Annotated in this window: 14 protein-coding genes; 1 reads left to right on the top strand and 13 read right to left on the bottom strand. The window is 71.8% G+C overall.

The window, feature by feature from the left end; translation table 11 throughout:
- Positions 1 to 83: 83 nt before the first annotated feature.
- The 6 genes from ACIHIX_RS40075 to ACIHIX_RS40050 form a co-directional block, all read right to left on the bottom strand.
- Positions 84 to 1820 (bottom strand): PP2C family protein-serine/threonine phosphatase, encoded by a 1737-nt coding sequence (locus ACIHIX_RS40075; RefSeq protein ID WP_399965310.1) that lies wholly within the window; start codon positions 1818 to 1820, stop codon positions 84 to 86.
- Positions 1817 to 2887, bottom strand: a complete 1071-nt coding sequence (locus tag ACIHIX_RS40070) for a SpoIIE family protein phosphatase (protein WP_399965308.1) — start codon at positions 2885 to 2887, stop codon at positions 1817 to 1819. Before ACIHIX_RS40070 ends, ACIHIX_RS40075 begins: the two co-directional genes overlap by 4 nt.
- Positions 2884 to 3327, bottom strand: a complete 444-nt coding sequence (locus ACIHIX_RS40065) for an anti-sigma regulatory factor (RefSeq protein WP_399965307.1) — start codon at positions 3325 to 3327, stop codon at positions 2884 to 2886. Before ACIHIX_RS40065 ends, ACIHIX_RS40070 begins: the two co-directional genes overlap by 4 nt.
- Positions 3327 to 3737, bottom strand: a complete 411-nt coding sequence (locus ACIHIX_RS40060) for an STAS domain-containing protein (protein ID WP_399965305.1) — start codon at positions 3735 to 3737, stop codon at positions 3327 to 3329. The genes ACIHIX_RS40065 and ACIHIX_RS40060 overlap by 1 nt, the downstream gene beginning before the upstream one ends.
- Positions 3734 to 4630, bottom strand: a complete 897-nt coding sequence (locus tag ACIHIX_RS40055; protein ID WP_399965303.1) for an STAS domain-containing protein — start codon at positions 4628 to 4630, stop codon at positions 3734 to 3736. The genes ACIHIX_RS40060 and ACIHIX_RS40055 overlap by 4 nt, the downstream gene beginning before the upstream one ends.
- Positions 4631 to 4739: 109 nt before the next feature.
- Positions 4740 to 5921 carry a PP2C family protein-serine/threonine phosphatase gene (locus ACIHIX_RS40050; protein ID WP_399965301.1) on the bottom strand — a complete coding sequence of 394 codons (1182 nt, stop codon included), beginning with the start codon at positions 5919 to 5921 and terminating at the stop codon, positions 4740 to 4742.
- 211 nt (positions 5922 to 6132) lie between these two features.
- On the opposite strand from ACIHIX_RS40050, the gene ACIHIX_RS40045 reads away from it, so the two are divergent.
- Entirely contained in the window at positions 6133 to 6567 is a 435-nt protein-coding gene (locus ACIHIX_RS40045) for a MarR family transcriptional regulator (protein WP_399965299.1), read from the top strand.
- A 370-nt stretch (positions 6568 to 6937) separates the two neighbouring features.
- Here the strand turns inward: ACIHIX_RS40045 and ACIHIX_RS40040 are convergent, their stop codons facing one another.
- The 7 genes from ACIHIX_RS40040 to ACIHIX_RS40010 all read right to left on the bottom strand — a co-directional run bounded on the left by ACIHIX_RS40040 (position 6938) and on the right by ACIHIX_RS40010 (position 15554).
- Positions 6938 to 8929, bottom strand: coding sequence for a DUF2264 domain-containing protein (locus tag ACIHIX_RS40040; RefSeq protein WP_399965297.1), 1992 nt, complete (start codon positions 8927 to 8929; stop codon positions 6938 to 6940).
- 116 nt (positions 8930 to 9045) lie between these two features.
- Entirely contained in the window at positions 9046 to 10113 is a 1068-nt protein-coding gene (locus ACIHIX_RS40035) for a LacI family DNA-binding transcriptional regulator (RefSeq protein WP_399965295.1), read from the bottom strand.
- Between the two features lie 56 nt (positions 10114 to 10169).
- Positions 10170 to 11822, bottom strand: a complete 1653-nt coding sequence (locus ACIHIX_RS40030; RefSeq protein WP_399965293.1) for an extracellular solute-binding protein — start codon at positions 11820 to 11822, stop codon at positions 10170 to 10172.
- Between the two features lie 98 nt (positions 11823 to 11920).
- On the bottom strand, positions 11921 to 12808 hold the full coding sequence (locus ACIHIX_RS40025) for a carbohydrate ABC transporter permease (RefSeq protein ID WP_399965291.1): 888 nt from the start codon (positions 12806 to 12808) through the stop codon (positions 11921 to 11923).
- Positions 12805 to 13659, bottom strand: coding sequence for an ABC transporter permease (locus tag ACIHIX_RS40020; RefSeq protein ID WP_399965289.1), 855 nt, complete (start codon positions 13657 to 13659; stop codon positions 12805 to 12807). Before ACIHIX_RS40020 ends, ACIHIX_RS40025 begins: the two co-directional genes overlap by 4 nt.
- Before the next feature lie 235 nt (positions 13660 to 13894).
- Positions 13895 to 14938 carry a hydroxyacid dehydrogenase gene (locus ACIHIX_RS40015; protein WP_399965287.1) on the bottom strand — a complete coding sequence of 348 codons (1044 nt, stop codon included), beginning with the start codon at positions 14936 to 14938 and terminating at the stop codon, positions 13895 to 13897.
- Positions 14928 to 15554 carry a GDSL-type esterase/lipase family protein gene (locus ACIHIX_RS40010; protein ID WP_399965285.1) on the bottom strand — a complete coding sequence of 209 codons (627 nt, stop codon included), beginning with the start codon at positions 15552 to 15554 and terminating at the stop codon, positions 14928 to 14930. Before ACIHIX_RS40010 ends, ACIHIX_RS40015 begins: the two co-directional genes overlap by 11 nt.
- Between the last annotated feature and the right edge of the window lie 353 nt (positions 15555 to 15907).

Below are 15907 nucleotides of genomic sequence, written 5' to 3'. Positions count from 1 at the left end.
CTTCACGCTACCCGAGCTCGCCGGTGCTCAGCAGGTGCACATCGGGCGGGAGGCCGGTCCCCGGTGACCCCCGGTGGGTGCCGTCACCCCTCGCCGGGGGGCACGGTGTGGCACAGCAGCAGGCAGATGTCGTCGTCGCGTTCGGAGTCGTGCAGGAGCGGCTTGAGCAGGGCGTCCGCCGCGGCCTCCGGGTTCTGCTCCAGTTCCGGCGTGCTCAGGGCGCCGAGGGCCTGGCCCAGGCGCTCGATGCCCGCGTCGATGCCTCGGGCCCGGCGCTCGACCAGGCCGTCGGTGTACAGCACCAAGGAGGATCCGGCGGGCAGGTCGACGCGGTGGTCGGTGTGCTCGAACGGCATGGGGATGCCCAGCATCACGCCGGGTCTGGTCTCCAGAACGCGGACCGAGCCGTCCGCGCCGCGCACCACGGCGGGCGGGTGGCCGGCCGAGGACCAGACGACTTCCGGTTCGCCGGGCCTGAACCGGGCGATCATCGCGGTGGCGTACAGCTCCGGTTGCAGATGGCTCAGCATGCGGTGCAGCCGGGTCAGGATCTGTCCGGGGCTGTCGTTCTCCACCGCGTAGGCGCGCAGCGCGGTGCGCAGCTGCCCCATGACGACGGCGGCGTGCAGACCGTGGCCCGTCACGTCGCCGATGACGGCGAGCAGGCTGCCGTCGGGCTGGAGGAAGGCGTCGTACCAGTCACCGCCGATGTTCAGGCCCCGGGTGGCGGGCAGGTAACGCGCGGCCAGCAGCAGACCGGACGGTGTGGGCAGCTGGGTGAGCTGGGCCCGTTGGAGGGCCTCGGCGGTGTCCCGGTACTGCTCGTAACGGCGGGCGTTGTCCAGGGCGACGCCGACGCGGCGGGCGAGTTCGACCAGCATCACGCTGGTGTCCGGGTCGAACCGGGGGCCGGGGGCGGTGAGGGTGAGGACGCCGAGCAGCCGTCGGGCGGCGAGCGGGATGGCCAGCAGCACCCGGTCCGGGAACAGGACGGAGGGCGGGAGGTCGTCCACTCCGGGCAGCTCGCCGGGGTGGGCGGCGGCGTGCTGCGGTCGGCCGGTGCGGGCGGCGGTCACCGCGGCCGCCGCGTGCTGCCGTACCCGCTGGGGGCGCCCTTCGCCGTTCTGTTCCTCTTCCTCGTCGAAGAGCCATACGTCGAGGTGTTCCGCGTACTCCGGTACGAGCAGGTCGGCGAGGCTGCGCAGGATGGCCGCGGGGTTGAGGGAGGCCGTGATGGCGGCGCTGGCGTCCGTCAGGAAGGTCAGCAGACGCCGGGCCCGCTCCGCCTCGGCGCGGGCGGCCCGCTCGGCCTCCAGGAGCTCGCGCTGGACCCGGGAGGCGGCTTCCAGATCGGTGTGCAGGGCCAGGACGCCCTGGTTGGTCTGGTGCAGCTCCTCGCGGTGCAGTCGGAGAAGGCGTTCCTGCTCGTCGAACAGGCTCAGCACAGCCGCCGTGTTGTCGTCGGCGTGGAGCAGGGCCGGCGGCAGTGGCACGTCCTTGTCGGGGATGTCGGCGGGCTCCGGCAGCGGGCAGGTGAGGTCCGGTTCGTCAGCGACGTCGGGTCGGGTCGTGGCGACCGGTCGCAGGGTGACGTCGAGCCGTCCGGCGCTTCCGTCGGCCGCCTGCCGGACGGACGGCACGAGTTCCCAGTCGCCGTCCCCGTCGAGGCAGCCGCGCAGTCGCGCCGTCAGCGCGGTGAGGAAGCGGGCGCGCTCCAGCGGCGGGACCGCGGCGGCGGTGACGACGCGGTCGAGGGCGGCTCTGGCCTCGACCACGTCGGTGACCGACGTGATCTTCCAGGCGTCCGGAGTCGCGGTCATGGACGTCCGTCCAGGTCGGGGGCGAGTACGGCCACGGTGGTGTCGTCGCGCAGCGGGCGTGCGGCGCTGCTCCCGTCCCGCAGGACGACGGCGGCCGTCAGGGCCGGGTCGTGAGCGGGCAGACGGGCGTCGTCCGGGGGTGTCCAGCGGCTGGGGAGTCCGTCGCTGTGCAGGATGAGCAGGCTGTCGGGCCGCCAGGCCGATTCGTGCCGGGGCACGGTGGCGGGGAAGTGCGCTCCGACGATGCCGGGGTGCGAGATGAGGGGCCGCCACGCCCCTTCGCCGCGGAGCCTGGCGCCGATGTTGCCGACCCCGGCGAACGACAGTCGCTGGGTGTCCTCGTCGAGCTGGGCGACTCCGACGGCCGCGCCCCGGGTGGTGCGCAGCGCGGTGTGCAGTCGGCGCAGGATGTCGGCCGGGGGCAGGTCGGGCCGTCGCTGCAGCTCCGCGACGGCGGCGGCGGACGCCTCGGCCGCCTTCGCGCCGTGACCGAGCCCGTCGGCGAGCATCAGGGTGATCAGCGGTCCGGAGCGCACCCAGCTGAAGGCGTCCCCCGAGTAATCGGCGTGGGCGAGGGGGGCGTTGATGCCGCCGGCCCGGGTGCCCTGGGCGGCGAGGGCCGGAGCCGAGCGGGACGGCTGCGCGGATCCGGCCGGGCCGAGGCGCGCCACGGCGACGGTGCCCGTGCCCCTGCGGCTGTGCAGGTCGAAGTCGTCCGACAGCCGGCGGCAGGTGCCCAGGCCCGCGCCCAGGGAGGAAGTGGCGGTGGTGTAGCCGTCGCGCAGGGCCGCGGCGACGTCGGCGATGCCGGGGCCGTGGTCGAGCGAGGTGATCTGCACCCGGGTCCCGGCGGGGGCGAGGGTGTCGGCGGGACCGGTCAGGTTGATCACGATGCGGCCACCGCTGGCGTGCTTGACGAGGTTCGTCGCCAGTTCGGTGGCCACGAGCGCCGCGGCGGCCGTGGAACGTGCGTCCAGTCCGGCCGTGGCGCAGGCGCTCTCGGCCGCGACCCGGACGTCCCGGACTCTGGTGGTTTCGGGGACGGGCACGTCCCAGACCCTGCTCACAGCACTCCCGGGCGGGGCGTGGGCAGGCCGGAGACCCATTCGGTGATGGTGACGGTGGTGCCGAGGCCGGGCCGGGTGTCCAGGACGAATTCCTGGACGAGCCGCTTGGCTCCGCTCAGGCCCATGCCCAGTCCGCCGCCGCTGGTGTAGCCGTCGGTCAGGGCCAGGTCGACGTCGCGGATGCCGGGGCCGGTGTCGACGAAGGACAGCCGCAGCCCGCGGCGTGCCCCGTCGCCCAGTGTCGTGATCTCCGCGTGTCCGCCGCCGCCGTGGACGAGGGTGTTGCGGGCCAGTTCGCTGGCGGCCGTCACCAGCTTCGTCTGCTGCACCAGGCCGAAACCGAGGTCGGCGGCGCACTGCCGCACATGCTGGCGCAGCCACGCTAGATCGGCGTCCCCGGCGATGGGCAGTCGCGTGGTCGGGGTGAGGGGAGCATGCATCACGCACCCGCTTCCGGCCGGGCAGTCGGGAAGGCGCTGCCCAGCAGGGCCAGGGCCCGGTCGACGTCCAGTGCCGTGACCAGGCCGGGCAGGGTCAGGCCCAGCTCGACCAGGGTGATGGCCACGGCCGGACGCATGCCGGCCAGTACGGTCCGGGTGGCCAGCAGGCTCGCGCTCGCCGCGATCTCGGCCAGGATGCGGCCGAGGAAGGAGTCGACGATCTCCACGCCGGAGAGGTCGATCACGACACCGTTCACCGGCACCGCGCTGTTCGCGATGCGCTGGGTGATGTCGTGCTGGAGCTGCTCCGCGACCCCGTCGTACAGGTCTCCCCGCAGGGTGACCAGCAGGATGTCTCCCAGTGCCAGGACCGGCACCGGCTCCGGGTGGAGGGCGGAATGGTCGGTCACCGCGGGCCCGCTCCTGCGGCGGGGCGGGTGGAGACGGCGATGCCCTGCTGGGCGAGCGCGTAGGCCAGGGCGTCGGAGAGCCCGGCCCGGGTGAGGATCGATCCGAGATCGATGCCGAGGTGGACGATGGTCTGCGCGATGGCCGGACGGATGCCGGAGACGATGCACTCCGCCCCCATCAGCCGTGCGGCGGCGACCGTCTTCATCAGGTGCTGGGCCACGAGCGAGTCGACGGTCGGCACGCCGGTGATGTCGAGGATGGCGTAGCGGGCCCGCCGTTCCACGATCGCCGCCAGCAGGCTCTCCATGACGATCTGGCTGCGGGAACTGTCCAGGGTGCCGATCAGCGGCACGGCGACGACGCCGTCCCACAGCTCGATGACCGGGGTGGCCACCTCCAGCAGCTGCTGGCGCTGCCGGGCGATCAGTTCCTCGCCGGAGTTGACCGTGGTGTCCATGACCACCAGGCGCAACGTGCCCATCAGGACCGTGAGCTCCAGCAGACAGGCGTGCAGGGCCTCGTCGGCGGGATCCTCGAACTCGGCCCGCAGCAGCGCGGTGACCGGTTGCCGCAGTCCGGCCACCTCACGGGCGATCTGCGGCGGGTTGTACCCGGCCTGGGTGCGGGCGATCGCCATGCGGCCCAGTTGGTCCCTGACGATGTCGAAGCCGGGGGCGTCGACGTCCTCCAGCCGGTCGGCGCGGGCCACCTCGGCGAGGGCGTCCACCACCGCCTTGCTCCCCTCGACCGCCTCGTCCCGGGAGACCGTGAAAACGGCGCGGAACAGCGCGGCGTCCGCCCATCGGTGGGCGATCTGCTCGCGACGCCGTTCGAGGAATGCGGCGAGTTGCTGTGCCACCTCGGGGGCGGTGTCGTGATCCACCACGTACATCTTCTTCCTGTCGAGCGCTCCTGCGGCCGACCGTGCGGCGGGCCATCACCTGATTATTGCCGCATGGCAAACGTTATCGCGGGGGCGCGGGGCGAACAACACGCGATCATCACAAGGGCAGTTCGGCGCCTCCTTGCTCCGACGGCCTCCCCCGCCAGTCCAGACACACGATGAGGGCATCGTCGTCCGCCGCCGCCTCTCCCCGGTGGCCGGTCAGCTCCCGCAGAATCGCGCGCGGCACCTCGGCGGCCGGCAGCAGCCGGGTGGAGTGGATGGCCCGGGCGAGGGCCGCCTCCCCGTACGCCTCCCCCTTGGGAGAGGCCACGGCGTGCACGCCGTCGCTGACGAAGACCAGCCGGTCACCGGGCTCGACGTGGAAGTCCTGCACCACGTAGTCGGTCTCCTCGAACATGCCGAGGGGCAGCTGGGCGTCGAAGGCGATGCGCTCCACGGCACCGCCGCGCAGCCGCAGCAGTTGCGGGGAGCCCGCGTCCACCACGCTGGCCCGCCCGGTGGCCAGGTCGAAGTCGAACATCAGGACCGAGAGATAGCAGCGCCCCTGGTAGTGGGCGTACACGGCCTGGTCCGCGAGGGCGGCCTGGTCGGCGATGGGGAGGCCGGCCCGCCGGGCGTTGCGCAGGGCGTTGATCGCCAGGTTGGTCAGCAGGGCCGCCTCTATGCCCTCACCCATGCCGTTGGTGACGTAGAGCGACAGCCGGTCGGCCGTGGCGGCCCAGTCGAAGTTGTCGCCGAAGATGGCGTAGGCGGGCTCCAGTTGAGCCCCCAGCTCGTACTCCGGGCGGATGCAGCCGCAGCCGGGCAGCAGTTGCCACTGCATCTCCGCCGCCAGGGTCAGCCGGTCCTTGCGACGCGCCTCCAGGTACAGGTCGGTGTCCCGTTCGGCCACGAGCACCTCACGCCCCAGCACGTCGGCGATCTCCAGGAGTTCGGACTCGCGCTGCCGCGTGACCTCGCCCCCGCCGAACGTCACCGACAGCACGCCGACGCGATCACCACGGACGCTGACCGGCAGATGCAGCCGCGTCCGCCCCTCCGGGGAGTCCTCCCGGTACGGCCGCTGCGAGCCGAAGGCCCGCCCGGCCGGGCTGTTGTAGATCGACACCGGCTCCAGGACGTGCGGCAGGACCGACACCGGCTGGAGCACCGTCAATCCGTAGTCGGCCATGAACAGCTCGACGTCCTCCGCACCGTACTGCTCGATCAGTGCGGCGCGGAGGGCGTCGAGCAACGCATGGGGCGCCGCTGTGCGCAGCGCGCGCTCAGCGGCCATGAATCTGTTCACGATGGACAACACACCTATCTCTTGCCGGAGGCCGCTGGCTCCGCCGGGCGGCGAACCCGCCCGTCCCGGCCGCGACCGTCGCTCCAATGCCTCATTGGCCCGCCCGCGCACCTAGTACGCTGACGGGCACCCCAGTGCCTGCGAAAGTGTGACTGTGACTGCCTTCCGCCCCCGCCCGGAGCCCGACGAGGTCGCTCGTATGACCTCCACGGCTGCGGAGCTGCTGGAAGTGCTGTGGGGCCGCGCCTCGACCGCCCCCGCTTCCGCGTCCCAGCTGCGCGTGCTGTTCGTCCTCGAACACCACGACGGCATCAACCTGCGCACCCTCGCCGACCATCTCGCCTCCACTCCGCCCTCCACCAGTCGCCTGTGCGACCGGTTGCAGGCTGCGGGGTTCGTGGAGCGTGTGGTGAGTCCGGCCAATCGGCGCGAAGTGCGGCTGCACCTCAGCGGCCGGGGCCGTGCCTTCCTCGTCGACCTGCGCGCCCGCCGGGAGCAGGCGCTGCGAGCGGTTCTCGACCAGATGCCCGCCGCGAAGCGAACCGCGTTGATGGAGGGACTGGACGCCTTCTGTGCGGCGGCGGCACTACAACTGCACGACGACGCCGAGGCGTCCGACAGCAGGACTGCCTGAGCGATCCGCCGCGGGATCCGGCCCGGCACCGCGGCCGGGTCCCGGGGATCAGCGCACGGAGCCGCCCCCGCCCACCGGAACATCCAAGATCCTTCCCCATGCGCGTCCGTCATCGCTACTTTGTTGCCTCCCGGCCATAGTTGTCAAATGGCAAGTATCGGTCGGTGTTCTGTCTTGGCATGACGACCGAGTACCCCCTCCGGCGCGGCCTAGCGGTGTGGCAAACGTCTCGGCCCGCCCACGGCCATGAAGCAGCCGAAGCCGGGTACACGCTGCTCGACCGGACGGCGCGCACCGGGCGGGCGTACGGCATACGAGAAGACCGCCGCTTCCCGAGAAGCGACGGTCGTCTTCACAACGGCTCCCTCAGTCAGTGCGCGGGCGCACCGCCCACGTGTTCCCGTGCCGCCGCCGTCAGGTCGGGGGCCAGTCGCTCCCGGTGGCCGTCGGGGAAGTGAAGGTCCAGGGCGCCGTCCTGCGTGGTCCGCACACGGGCGCCGTGGCACAGCGCGTGCGGGTCATGGGCGAGTCGGGGGTCCCGGGTGAGGACGACCAGGGTGGCCAGGAGCAGGGTGTCGCCGGGGTGGTGCGGGAGGACGAGGGCGGGGGTGGCGGAGTGCGGTCCGTAGGCGTTCAGTCCCGTCGCCTGGACGACGAGGCCGTCGCGCGGCTCGCCCGGGCCGTCCCAGCCGTGCAGGCCGGCCAGCGCCGAGGTCAGGCCGTCGGCGCGGCGGGCCACGACCCAGCCGGGCCCGGCCTCCACGGTGCAGGGGGTGTCGTCGTAGGCGAGTGACCACCCCGTCTCGCGCACCGCGGCTCCCTCGCCGGCGTGCACCAGATGGACGCGGATCTCCCAGGCGCGATGGACGGCGCTGACCGTGGCGACCGATGCCGGCGCCCCGGGCGCGGTGCCGTCGTCGGTGTACCAGGAGGCGGCGAGAGCACCGTCGGCGGCGCCCAGCCGGTGTATTCGCCGACGTCGCGACACCGCGGCGGCGTCGAGGACGGCGATGTGGTGGTCGACGGTGGTGGCGTGGCCGTCGGGCGGGGTCTGCGGTGCGGTCGCGGTGGAGTAGGCGAGCCGGGAGTAGTGCGGGCTCTCGGGCTGTTCGTCGGGGGTGGGCGACCGCCGGTCGCTGCCGTGGTTGACCAGGCGCACGATCCCGTCGGCGGCCGTACTGTGCAGCAGCCACCCGGGGCCGGGCAGGGCCAGTACGGTGTCCCGCGTCTCGACGGGCCCGGGCTCCTCGGTCGCCGTCCACACGGGATGTGTGTCGGGCAGCAGCAGACCGAGGAACGCCTTGGCCGCCCAGTACGGCGAGGCCGGCCCCGAGTAGGGCTGGGTGACGGGCAGGTAGGGGTGGTACCAGCCGAGGCTGAGCAGGCCGTCGGGACCGGGAACCCCTCGGTCCGTGAAGTGCTTCAGCGCACCCGAGGCCAGCCGACGGGTGCGGCCCGGGGGCAGCGGGGTCGCGCCGACCAGCGCCCCGGCCCACAGGGCGGCGGCAGTGCCGTACCGGTAGGTCAGCGAGCGGCCCTGGTGCAGGGGGGCACCGTCCGCGCCGAAGAAGTACTGGTGCGTCTCCAGGAAGGCGCGCAGGCGCTCACGGTGACCGGCCGTCAGGGACGGGTCCGCTCGTTCGCCGGCGATCCGGGCCCACAGGACGGGATACAGGTGCAGGGCCCAGGCGTTGTAGTAGTCGAACTTCTGGCCGTCGCCGTCGGTGTACCAGCCGTCGCCGCGGTACCAGTCGTCGAGGCGGGCGAGTCCCGCCTCGATCTCGGAGCGGCGGTGCGGTGCGCCGACGGAGGCGAGGAACTCCTCCACGACCACTTGGAACAGGCGCCAGTTGGAGTCGTTGGCGGTGGCGCCCACGAAGTCCGCGAGCCAGTCGACGACACGGCCGCGGACCTGGTCGTCGAGCAGGTCCCAGAGCCAGGGCCGGGTTTCGTGCAGGGCGATGGCCACGGACGCGGCCTCCACCATGGGCTGCGAACGGTCCTTGATGGGGGGCCAGTGCTCGGGGTGCCCCGGGTCGGTGCCCGCGGTGAGTCCGGCCGCGTACCGCTCGATGAGCGGGGCCAGTCTCTCCCGCTCCCCCGGCCGGGTCGCTCCGGCGATACGGAACGCGGCCAGCAGGAAGGAACGGGCGTAGCCCTCCAGACCGTCGGCCTGTTCCCCGGAGTAGCCGGTGCGGCCGGGCAGCCGGTACTGGGCCAGCCCAGGGGTGGCGTAGGGACGAAGTGCGTCGAGGAGTCGGTCGGCGGCGGCTTCCCAGTGGGCCCGGGTGTAGCCGGTGAGGGGCGAGAGGCGGTGGTCCGCGGGCGGCGGGCCGGGCGTGGTGACCGAAGGCGCGGTCATACGGGGGCGTTTCCTCCGTTGGTCGGTGGGTGCGTCAGGAGACCCATGCGGTCCCGGCGAGGCGGGGGTGGTGGTCCACGTCGTCGCCTTGGTGCGGGCGAGGGCTGTTCGTCGATTCAGCGGGCGCCCACGGACGGCCGGTCGTCGGCATGGCGTGCCGGTGCGGCCACGCTGTCGCGTACGACGATGTGGGAGCCCAGGACGAGCGGGGCGCCGTCGGTGTCCTCGGGGTCGCGCAGCGCCAGGCGCATGCCGGCGCGGCCGAGTTCCTCGGCGGGGGTACGGACGGTGGTCAGGGGCGGGTTGAAGTCCTCGGCGAGGGGGATGTCGTCGTGTCCGACGACGGAGATGTCGTCGGGCACGCGCAGTCCGGCCTCGGCGATGGCGCGCAACGCTCCGGCGGCGACCATGTCGTCGCCGGCGAAGACGGCGGTGAAGTCCCGCCGCTGAACGAGGAGTTCGGCCATCGCGCGGCGGCCGGCGGCGCGGCCCAGTCCGCAGTCGACGACGTGACCCGCCTCGGGGGGCAGTCCGTGTTCGGCGAGGGCGGCGCGGTAGCCGCGGACCCGGGCGTCCAGGGCGGTGTTGCCGGGCAGGCCGCCGAGGAAGACGATGCGCCGGTGCCCGGCGGACAGCAGATGCCCGGTGATGGCATGGGCTCCGGCCTCGTTGTCGAACATCACGACCTGCACCGGGAGTTCGGGGTCCGGGGAGGGGCGCCCGCACAGTACGAGGCGGGCCCCGGCCGAGTCGAGGGCGTGGGCGTAGCGGGCGATGCGCTGCCGGTAGGCGTCGTCCTCCACGACGCCGCCCACCAGGATCACCACCCGGGTGCCCTCCTCCCGCATGAGGTGCACGAAGTCCAGTTCCCGCTGGGGGTCGCCGCCGGTGGTGCCGACCATGCAGAGCCAGCCGTTGGCCGACGCCTCCGCCTCGACGCCCTCGGCGACAAGGGCGTAGAACGGGCTGGTCACCCCCCGAAGGACGACGGCGACCGTCTTGCGGCCGGCTCCGACCAGGGCGCGGGCGTGCGGGTTGGCGACGTAGTCGAGCGCGCGGGCGGCCCGCAGGACTTTGGCCCGGGTGGTGTGCGGCACCGGGTAGTTGCCGGTGAGCACCCGCGACACCGTGGCCGCGGACACGCCGGCCCGCTCGGCCACGTCCCGGATCGTGACGCGTCCCATCAGGTCCGCCTTTCCTCGCACGAGAGCGATACGTCGGTGCAGTGCGCTCGCGCCGGTCAGACGTTCTGGGCGTACTCCGCGGCGTATTCCTCCGCCATCTTGTCGCCTCCGCGCGAGCGCCAGCTCTTGACCACGGAGTCGAGTTCGGACAGCGGGGAGCGGCCGGCGACGACCGCGGTGACCGTGTCGTTGAGCAGCGCGTCGAGGGTGGCACCCTGGGCGGTGTTGGTCGGCGACTGGAGGCCGAAGGCGGGGTTGCGGATGGCGACCGGCACGACCTTCTGCTGCCAGGCGTGCAGGGAGCGCACCACGTCGGGCATGCCGGGCACGAACAGCACCTGGGGGCCTTCGGCGAGGTAGCGGAAGGGCAGGTTGGTGATGTTCTCCACCTCGCCCAGCTTGGTGGCCTGCGGGGAGCCGTCCTTGCCGCGGGTGAAGTGGACGCCCTCCACTCCGTAGTGGAGGAGTTCGTACTCCTTGGTGCCGAAGGGGGCCGCGAGGTAGTCGAGGACGCGCAGCAGCAGCTGGACGCGTTCCTTCTTGGCCTTCTTGAGGATGGTGTAGCCGAAGGAGCGTCGGGCCCCGACGACGCCACCGGGGGTGCCGTCGACGCTGTACGGCAGCGCGAGCGCCGGCGTGATCAGGCCCTCGGCGTCGGAGAACAGGGTGGTGTAGGCGCCGAAGCCGTTCTGCAGGGAGCCGACCGTGCCGTTGAGGAACAGGGTCTGGAGGTCGGGGGTGGACAGGGAGGTGGCGTCGGGGTGGTAGGAGCCGTTCTTGCGCAGCTGGGCCTGGAAGGCGACGGCCGCCCTCCAGCGGTCGTCGGTGCACGCGGCGCGGAAGGTGCCCTTGGAGTCGACGGCCCAGCCGTTGGGGGCGTTGTGGGCGGCGTTGTGCACGGCGTTGCCGAACATGGAGCCGGTGGCCGCGCCCAGCGCGTACTTCTTGCCCGAGGTGGCCTTCTTCGCCACGGCGGCGAAGTCCTCGGAGGTCCAGCCCTCCTTCATGCCGGCGCCGTCGAACATGGTCCGGTTCAGGTACAGGGTGGAGCCGGGGACGGGGCGTTCCAGCGGGATGCCGTAGATACGGCCGCCGATACGGCCCATGTCGTGCCAGGCGTGGGTGGGGAGGTTGGCGAGGTTGGGGTAGTCGGCGATCGCGTCGCCGGACAGGTGCGCGGTGAGGTCCTCGCCGAGCTTCTGCACGAACTGGGCTTCGCGGGGCAGGGTGTAGCCGGCGAACATGTTGATGATGTCGGGCAGTGAGTCGGGGTCGCCGGCCATCACGGTGGCCATCTTCTTCTGGTAGTCGGTCTGCGGGACGACCGTGTACTCGATCTTGACGCCGAGGGCCTTCTCGACCGCCTTCCAGTACTGGTTCTGCGCCTCCGCCTTGGGCGGGGTGCCGAAGCTGACCGACATCACCTTGATGGTGGAGCCGTCACCGGGGGTGCGGGCGACGGAGCTGGTGAGGGACGCCGGGTAGGAGGTGTAGCCGGGCTGCACGCCCTCGGCGGTGCCGGCGAGGTCCGGCTTGGCCGCGGGGGCGGGCTTGTACGTGGGCCACGGGGCGAGCTTCTTGCCGGTGTTGGACACGCCCTCGCCGCCGCCGTCGTCCGTGGAGCAGGCGGTGAGCAGACCGGGCACGGACAGGGCGGCGCCGGCCATGGCGGCGGAGCGCAGGACGGTGCGCCGGGAGACATGGGACATGGCGAAGTGCCTTTCGTTGTGCGGCTCGTGAAAGGGGTGATGGGGTGCCGGCGCGGGTGCGGGCACCGCTGCCCGGGCACTGCCGGGGGAAGACCTGCTCAGCTCTTGATGGCGCCCGTGAGCACGCCCTTGGTGAAGTACTTCTGGAGGAAGGGGTAGACCAGCAGGATCGGTACGGTGGCGATCACCAGGACGGCCATCTGGATGGTCTGGGGGGCGTTGACCGCCCCGTCGCCGAGGGTGGTGTCGGTCATGCTGACGCCGGAGATGACATACGTGCGCAGCACCTGCTGGAGGGGCCAGTGGTCGCTCTCCAGGTACAGGGAGGCGTAGAACCAGGAGTTCCAGTAGGCCACCGCGTAGAAGAGCCCCACGACGGCGAGGGCGGCCTTGGACAGGGGCAGGACGACGGTCCACAGCACGCGCAGGTCCCCGGCGCCGTCGAGGCGGGCGGCCTCGTACAGTTCCTCGGGGATGCCCTGGAAGAAGCCGCGCAGGACCACCAGGTTGAAGACGTTGATCAGCACCGGGAGGATCAGCGAGGCGTAACTGTCCAGCAGGCCCAGCTCCTTGACCAGCAGGAAGTTGGGGATCATGCCGGGCGGGAAGAGGAACGTGAACAGGATCAGCAGCAGCGCGGGCCGGCCGCCGAAGACGCCGGGGCGGGCGAGCGCGTAGGCGAGGGTGACGGTGCACGCGAGGCTGAGCAGGGTGCCGACGAGGGTGACGCCGGCGCTGACGCCGAGGGCGTGGGTGACGATGCCGCCGTCGAGGATGTCCCGGTAGGCCTGCAGGGTGGGCTCCGTCGGCCACAGCACCCAGCCGCCGTTGGCGACGACCTCTTTCTGTGAGGCGAGGGAGGTGGAGACGATGACGAGGAAGGGCACGCACACCAGGAGGACGACGGTGAGCAGCGCCAGCACCTTCGCCGCCTGGGTCAGCGGCTTCGGCTTCTCCATCCAGCCGGGCCGGACAGTGGCACTCACTTGTAGACCCCCTGCTCGCCGAGGCGGTGCGCGACCTTGTTCGCCGCGTAGACGAGGACGGCGCCGATGACGCCCTTGAACAGGCCTGCCGCGGCGGCGTATCCGTAGTCGCCGCCGACGATGCCCTGGTAGTAGACGAAGGTGTCGATGATCTCGGCGGCCTGCGGGCCGACGGCGTCGCGCTGGAGCAGCATCTGCTCGAAGCCGACGGAGAGGATGTCTCCGAGCCGCATGATCAGCAGCAGGATGACGACCGGGCGGATGGCGGGCAGGGTGACGTGCCAGAAGCGGCGCCAGGGGCCCGCGCCGTCGATCGCGGCGGCCTCGTACTGCTGCTCGTCGACCTGGGAGAGCGCGGCGAGGAAGATGATCGTGCCCCAGCCGGCGTCCTTCCAGATGACCTGGGCGACGACGAGCGGCTTGAACGCGTCCGGGTTGCCGATGATGTCCGCGCTGTGCAGTCCGGCGTCGCCGAGATAGCTGTTGAGCATCCCGGTGTCGCCGAGGACCTGCTGGAACAGGGCGACGACGATGACCCACGAGATGAAGTGGGGCAGGTAGGCGACGGACTGCACGAAGCGGCGGACGCTGCTCCAGGTCAGGCTGTGCAGCAGCAGCGCCAGGGCCAGCGGCACGGGGAAGTAGAACACGAGCTGAAGCAGGGCGATCCAGACGGTGTTGAACACCGCGTCCCAGAACGCCTTGTCCTCCAGCATGCGCTGGAAGTTGCCGACGCCGGTCCAGGGGCTGCCCCACAGTCCCTCGAAGGGGATGTACTCCTTGAACGCGATGACGTTGCCGACCAGCGCGCCGTAGTGGAAGAGCAGGAAGTAGGCCAGGCCGGGCACCATCAGCCAGAACAGTGTCGCGTTCCGGCGGTCGCGAAAACGTGTTCGCTCGGTCTTGGCGCCTGCCGGGCGACGGAATGAGCGTTTATCCGTCGGTTTGGCAGGGCGCTCACGCAGCAACGCTGCCACGGAGCCTCCTTCAGGGAGGTAGGGAGTGAAGGGAAGTTAAAACGTTTTCAGAGACGGGTCAATGCTTGCGACGAGATGCGTCGACCTGAAGCCGGGCCCGCGTCCGAGGCTAGGCCCGCAGATGGGCGGAGGCCGCCGGCACGGCGTGCAGCGGTAACAACCCCGCGGCCAGGCGCCGGAGTTCGTCGACGACGAGGCGCCCCATGGCTCGTCGTTCGGTGCCCACCGTCCCGGCGACATGCCCGGTGAGCAGGACGTTCGGCAGGGCGTAGAGGGCCGATTCCGGCTCCGGGGGCTCGGCTCGGGTGACGTCCAACACGGCGAACAGGTCGGGCCGTTCGACGAGGACCCGGAGCAGGGCCGCCTCGTCGATCACGGCTCCGCGCGCGGTGTTGATGAGGGTCGCCCATGGGGGCAGCAGCCGCAGCAGGTCTTCCCCGACGAGGTCCTCCGTGCGGCCCGCGATGAGCGGCGTATGGATGCTCAGCACCCGCGATCTCGCGGCCAGTTCGGACAGCTCGGCCACCCTGGTCACGCCCTCCGCCCGGAACGCGTCGTCGTCCAGGTACGGGTCCCAGGCCAGGATCCGGGCGTCGAGCCGGTGCAGCCGTTGCGCGGTCTTGCGGGCGACAGAGCCGAACGAGACCAGCCCGACGGTCTGTTCACGGATACCCGGGACGCCGTCCAGCGGGGGCAGTGCCCGGTCGGCGACGATCCGCCGGGAGCGTCGGTGCACGTCCTTCAGCGCGAGGACGGTCTGGGCGTACACGTACTCGGCGACCGGCTCGTTGTTGGCGTCGGCCGCCGACACCACGGTGATCCCACGCTCCCAGAGCGCGTCGGTGGCGATGCGGCGCACGGACCCGGCCGCGTGCAACACGGTGCGCAGCCGTGGGAGTTCGGCGAGGAGCCCGGCTGTCAGCGGAGGCGCACCCCAGGAGGTGACGAGGACTTCGACCTCGCCGCGCAGCGGGTGTACGACCAGGTCGGCGCCATCGGAGCAGTCGGTCACCAGGTCGACCAGGCCGGTCAGTTCCGCCCACGCGGCCGGGCCGAAGACCTCCTCCCGCAGGGCTCGCGAGAGCACCACCGCGGCGCGCGGACGCGGGGCGCCGGACGACGCGGCCGGCGGACGCGCGGCGCTAGCCAACACGGACCAGACCGGTCCAGGCAGCGGCCAGCACCTCGTGCCCCCGCGAGGTGAGATGCACCCCGTCCTCGCTGATCAGCGTGGGGTCCCCGGCCTCCCGCGCCGCCTGGTTCAGCAGCCCGTCCGCCGCCAGCAGGGCCGCGTCGAACTCGGCGGCCAGGCGCCGGACCACGTGGATGCGCGGATCGAGGTCCTGACGCCAGGCCCACTGCTCGCGGCGTACGGGAATCAGGAACGGCTCCACCAGCACCAGCCGGGTGCCGGTTGCCTGGAACGGGAGCAGCAGTTCGCGGTAGTCGCGGGCGTAGTCGGCCGTCGACGTGGGGTCCTGGGCGTCGTAGCGGCGCCAGGTGTCGTTGACGCCGATCAGCACGGACAGCACGTCGGGTTCGAGGGCGACGGCGTCGCGTTCCCAGCGGACGCGCAGGTCCGCGGTGCGATGGCCGCTGACACCACGGTTGAGGATGTCCGGGGTCGCGCCCGAGGCCGCGAAGTGCCGTGCCACGGCGGCGACATAGCCGTGCCCCAGGCTCAGTCCGTCGGCGGGATCGCGGCCGGCGGCGGTGATGCTGTCGCCCTGGAACAACAGCCGGGCGGACGGGGAAACGTCGAATGGCATGGGTCTTCCCTGACAGGAGGTTGCGGGGAGAGGGCACATGGAGAAGCGGCATCTGCGGGCCCTGCACAGATTGAACAGCCGGCACGGGAAAAGGGCCAGCATGCGTTCCTCTTGCTTCACTTTGCTGCAACCGGCCCCGCTCAGGACGCCGTTCGCGCCGGTGCGACGCGCACCCGCTGTGAACCTCGGCGTCAGGTCTGGTTCATCCGATCCAACTGGTGTAAGCATGTCCACCGTCAGCCCGCCGGAGTCGGATCGAGCCGCAAACGATTCCACTCCTGGCCCGCAAGGACTTCCCTGTATTGCCCCTCATAGCCTCCTAGCCCCCGCATGCATGCACTGAAAACGTTTTA

Origin of the sequence: Streptomyces sp. NPDC051913 (genome assembly GCF_044593635.1) — a bacterium.
GTDB lineage: Bacteria > Actinomycetota > Actinomycetes > Streptomycetales > Streptomycetaceae > Streptomyces.
Note: the sequence above shows the minus strand (reverse complement) of the source record. Positions and strands in the feature narration are given on the sequence as shown.

Bases quoted from the DNA above. Each gene is read 5' to 3' on its own strand.
- ACIHIX_RS40045 (WP_399965299.1), top strand. From the start codon at position 6,133: ATGACCTCCACGGCTGCGGAGCTGCTGGAAGTGCTGTGGGGCCGCGCC.
- ACIHIX_RS40040 (WP_399965297.1), bottom strand. From the start codon at position 8,929: ATGACCGCGCCTTCGGTCACCACGCCCGGCCCGCCGCCCGCGGACCAC.
- ACIHIX_RS40075 (WP_399965310.1), bottom strand. From the start codon at position 1,820: ATGACCGCGACTCCGGACGCCTGGAAGATCACGTCGGTCACCGACGTG.
- ACIHIX_RS40030 (WP_399965293.1), bottom strand. From the start codon at position 11,822: ATGTCCCATGTCTCCCGGCGCACCGTCCTGCGCTCCGCCGCCATGGCC.
- ACIHIX_RS40010 (WP_399965285.1), bottom strand. From the start codon at position 15,554: ATGCCATTCGACGTTTCCCCGTCCGCCCGGCTGTTGTTCCAGGGCGAC.
- ACIHIX_RS40020 (WP_399965289.1), bottom strand. From the start codon at position 13,659: ATGGTGCCCGGCCTGGCCTACTTCCTGCTCTTCCACTACGGCGCGCTG.
- ACIHIX_RS40065 (WP_399965307.1), bottom strand. From the start codon at position 3,327: ATGCATGCTCCCCTCACCCCGACCACGCGACTGCCCATCGCCGGGGAC.
- ACIHIX_RS40055 (WP_399965303.1), bottom strand. From the start codon at position 4,630: ATGTACGTGGTGGATCACGACACCGCCCCCGAGGTGGCACAGCAACTC.
- ACIHIX_RS40035 (WP_399965295.1), bottom strand. From the start codon at position 10,113: ATGGGACGCGTCACGATCCGGGACGTGGCCGAGCGGGCCGGCGTGTCC.
- ACIHIX_RS40050 (WP_399965301.1), bottom strand. From the start codon at position 5,921: ATGGCCGCTGAGCGCGCGCTGCGCACAGCGGCGCCCCATGCGTTGCTC.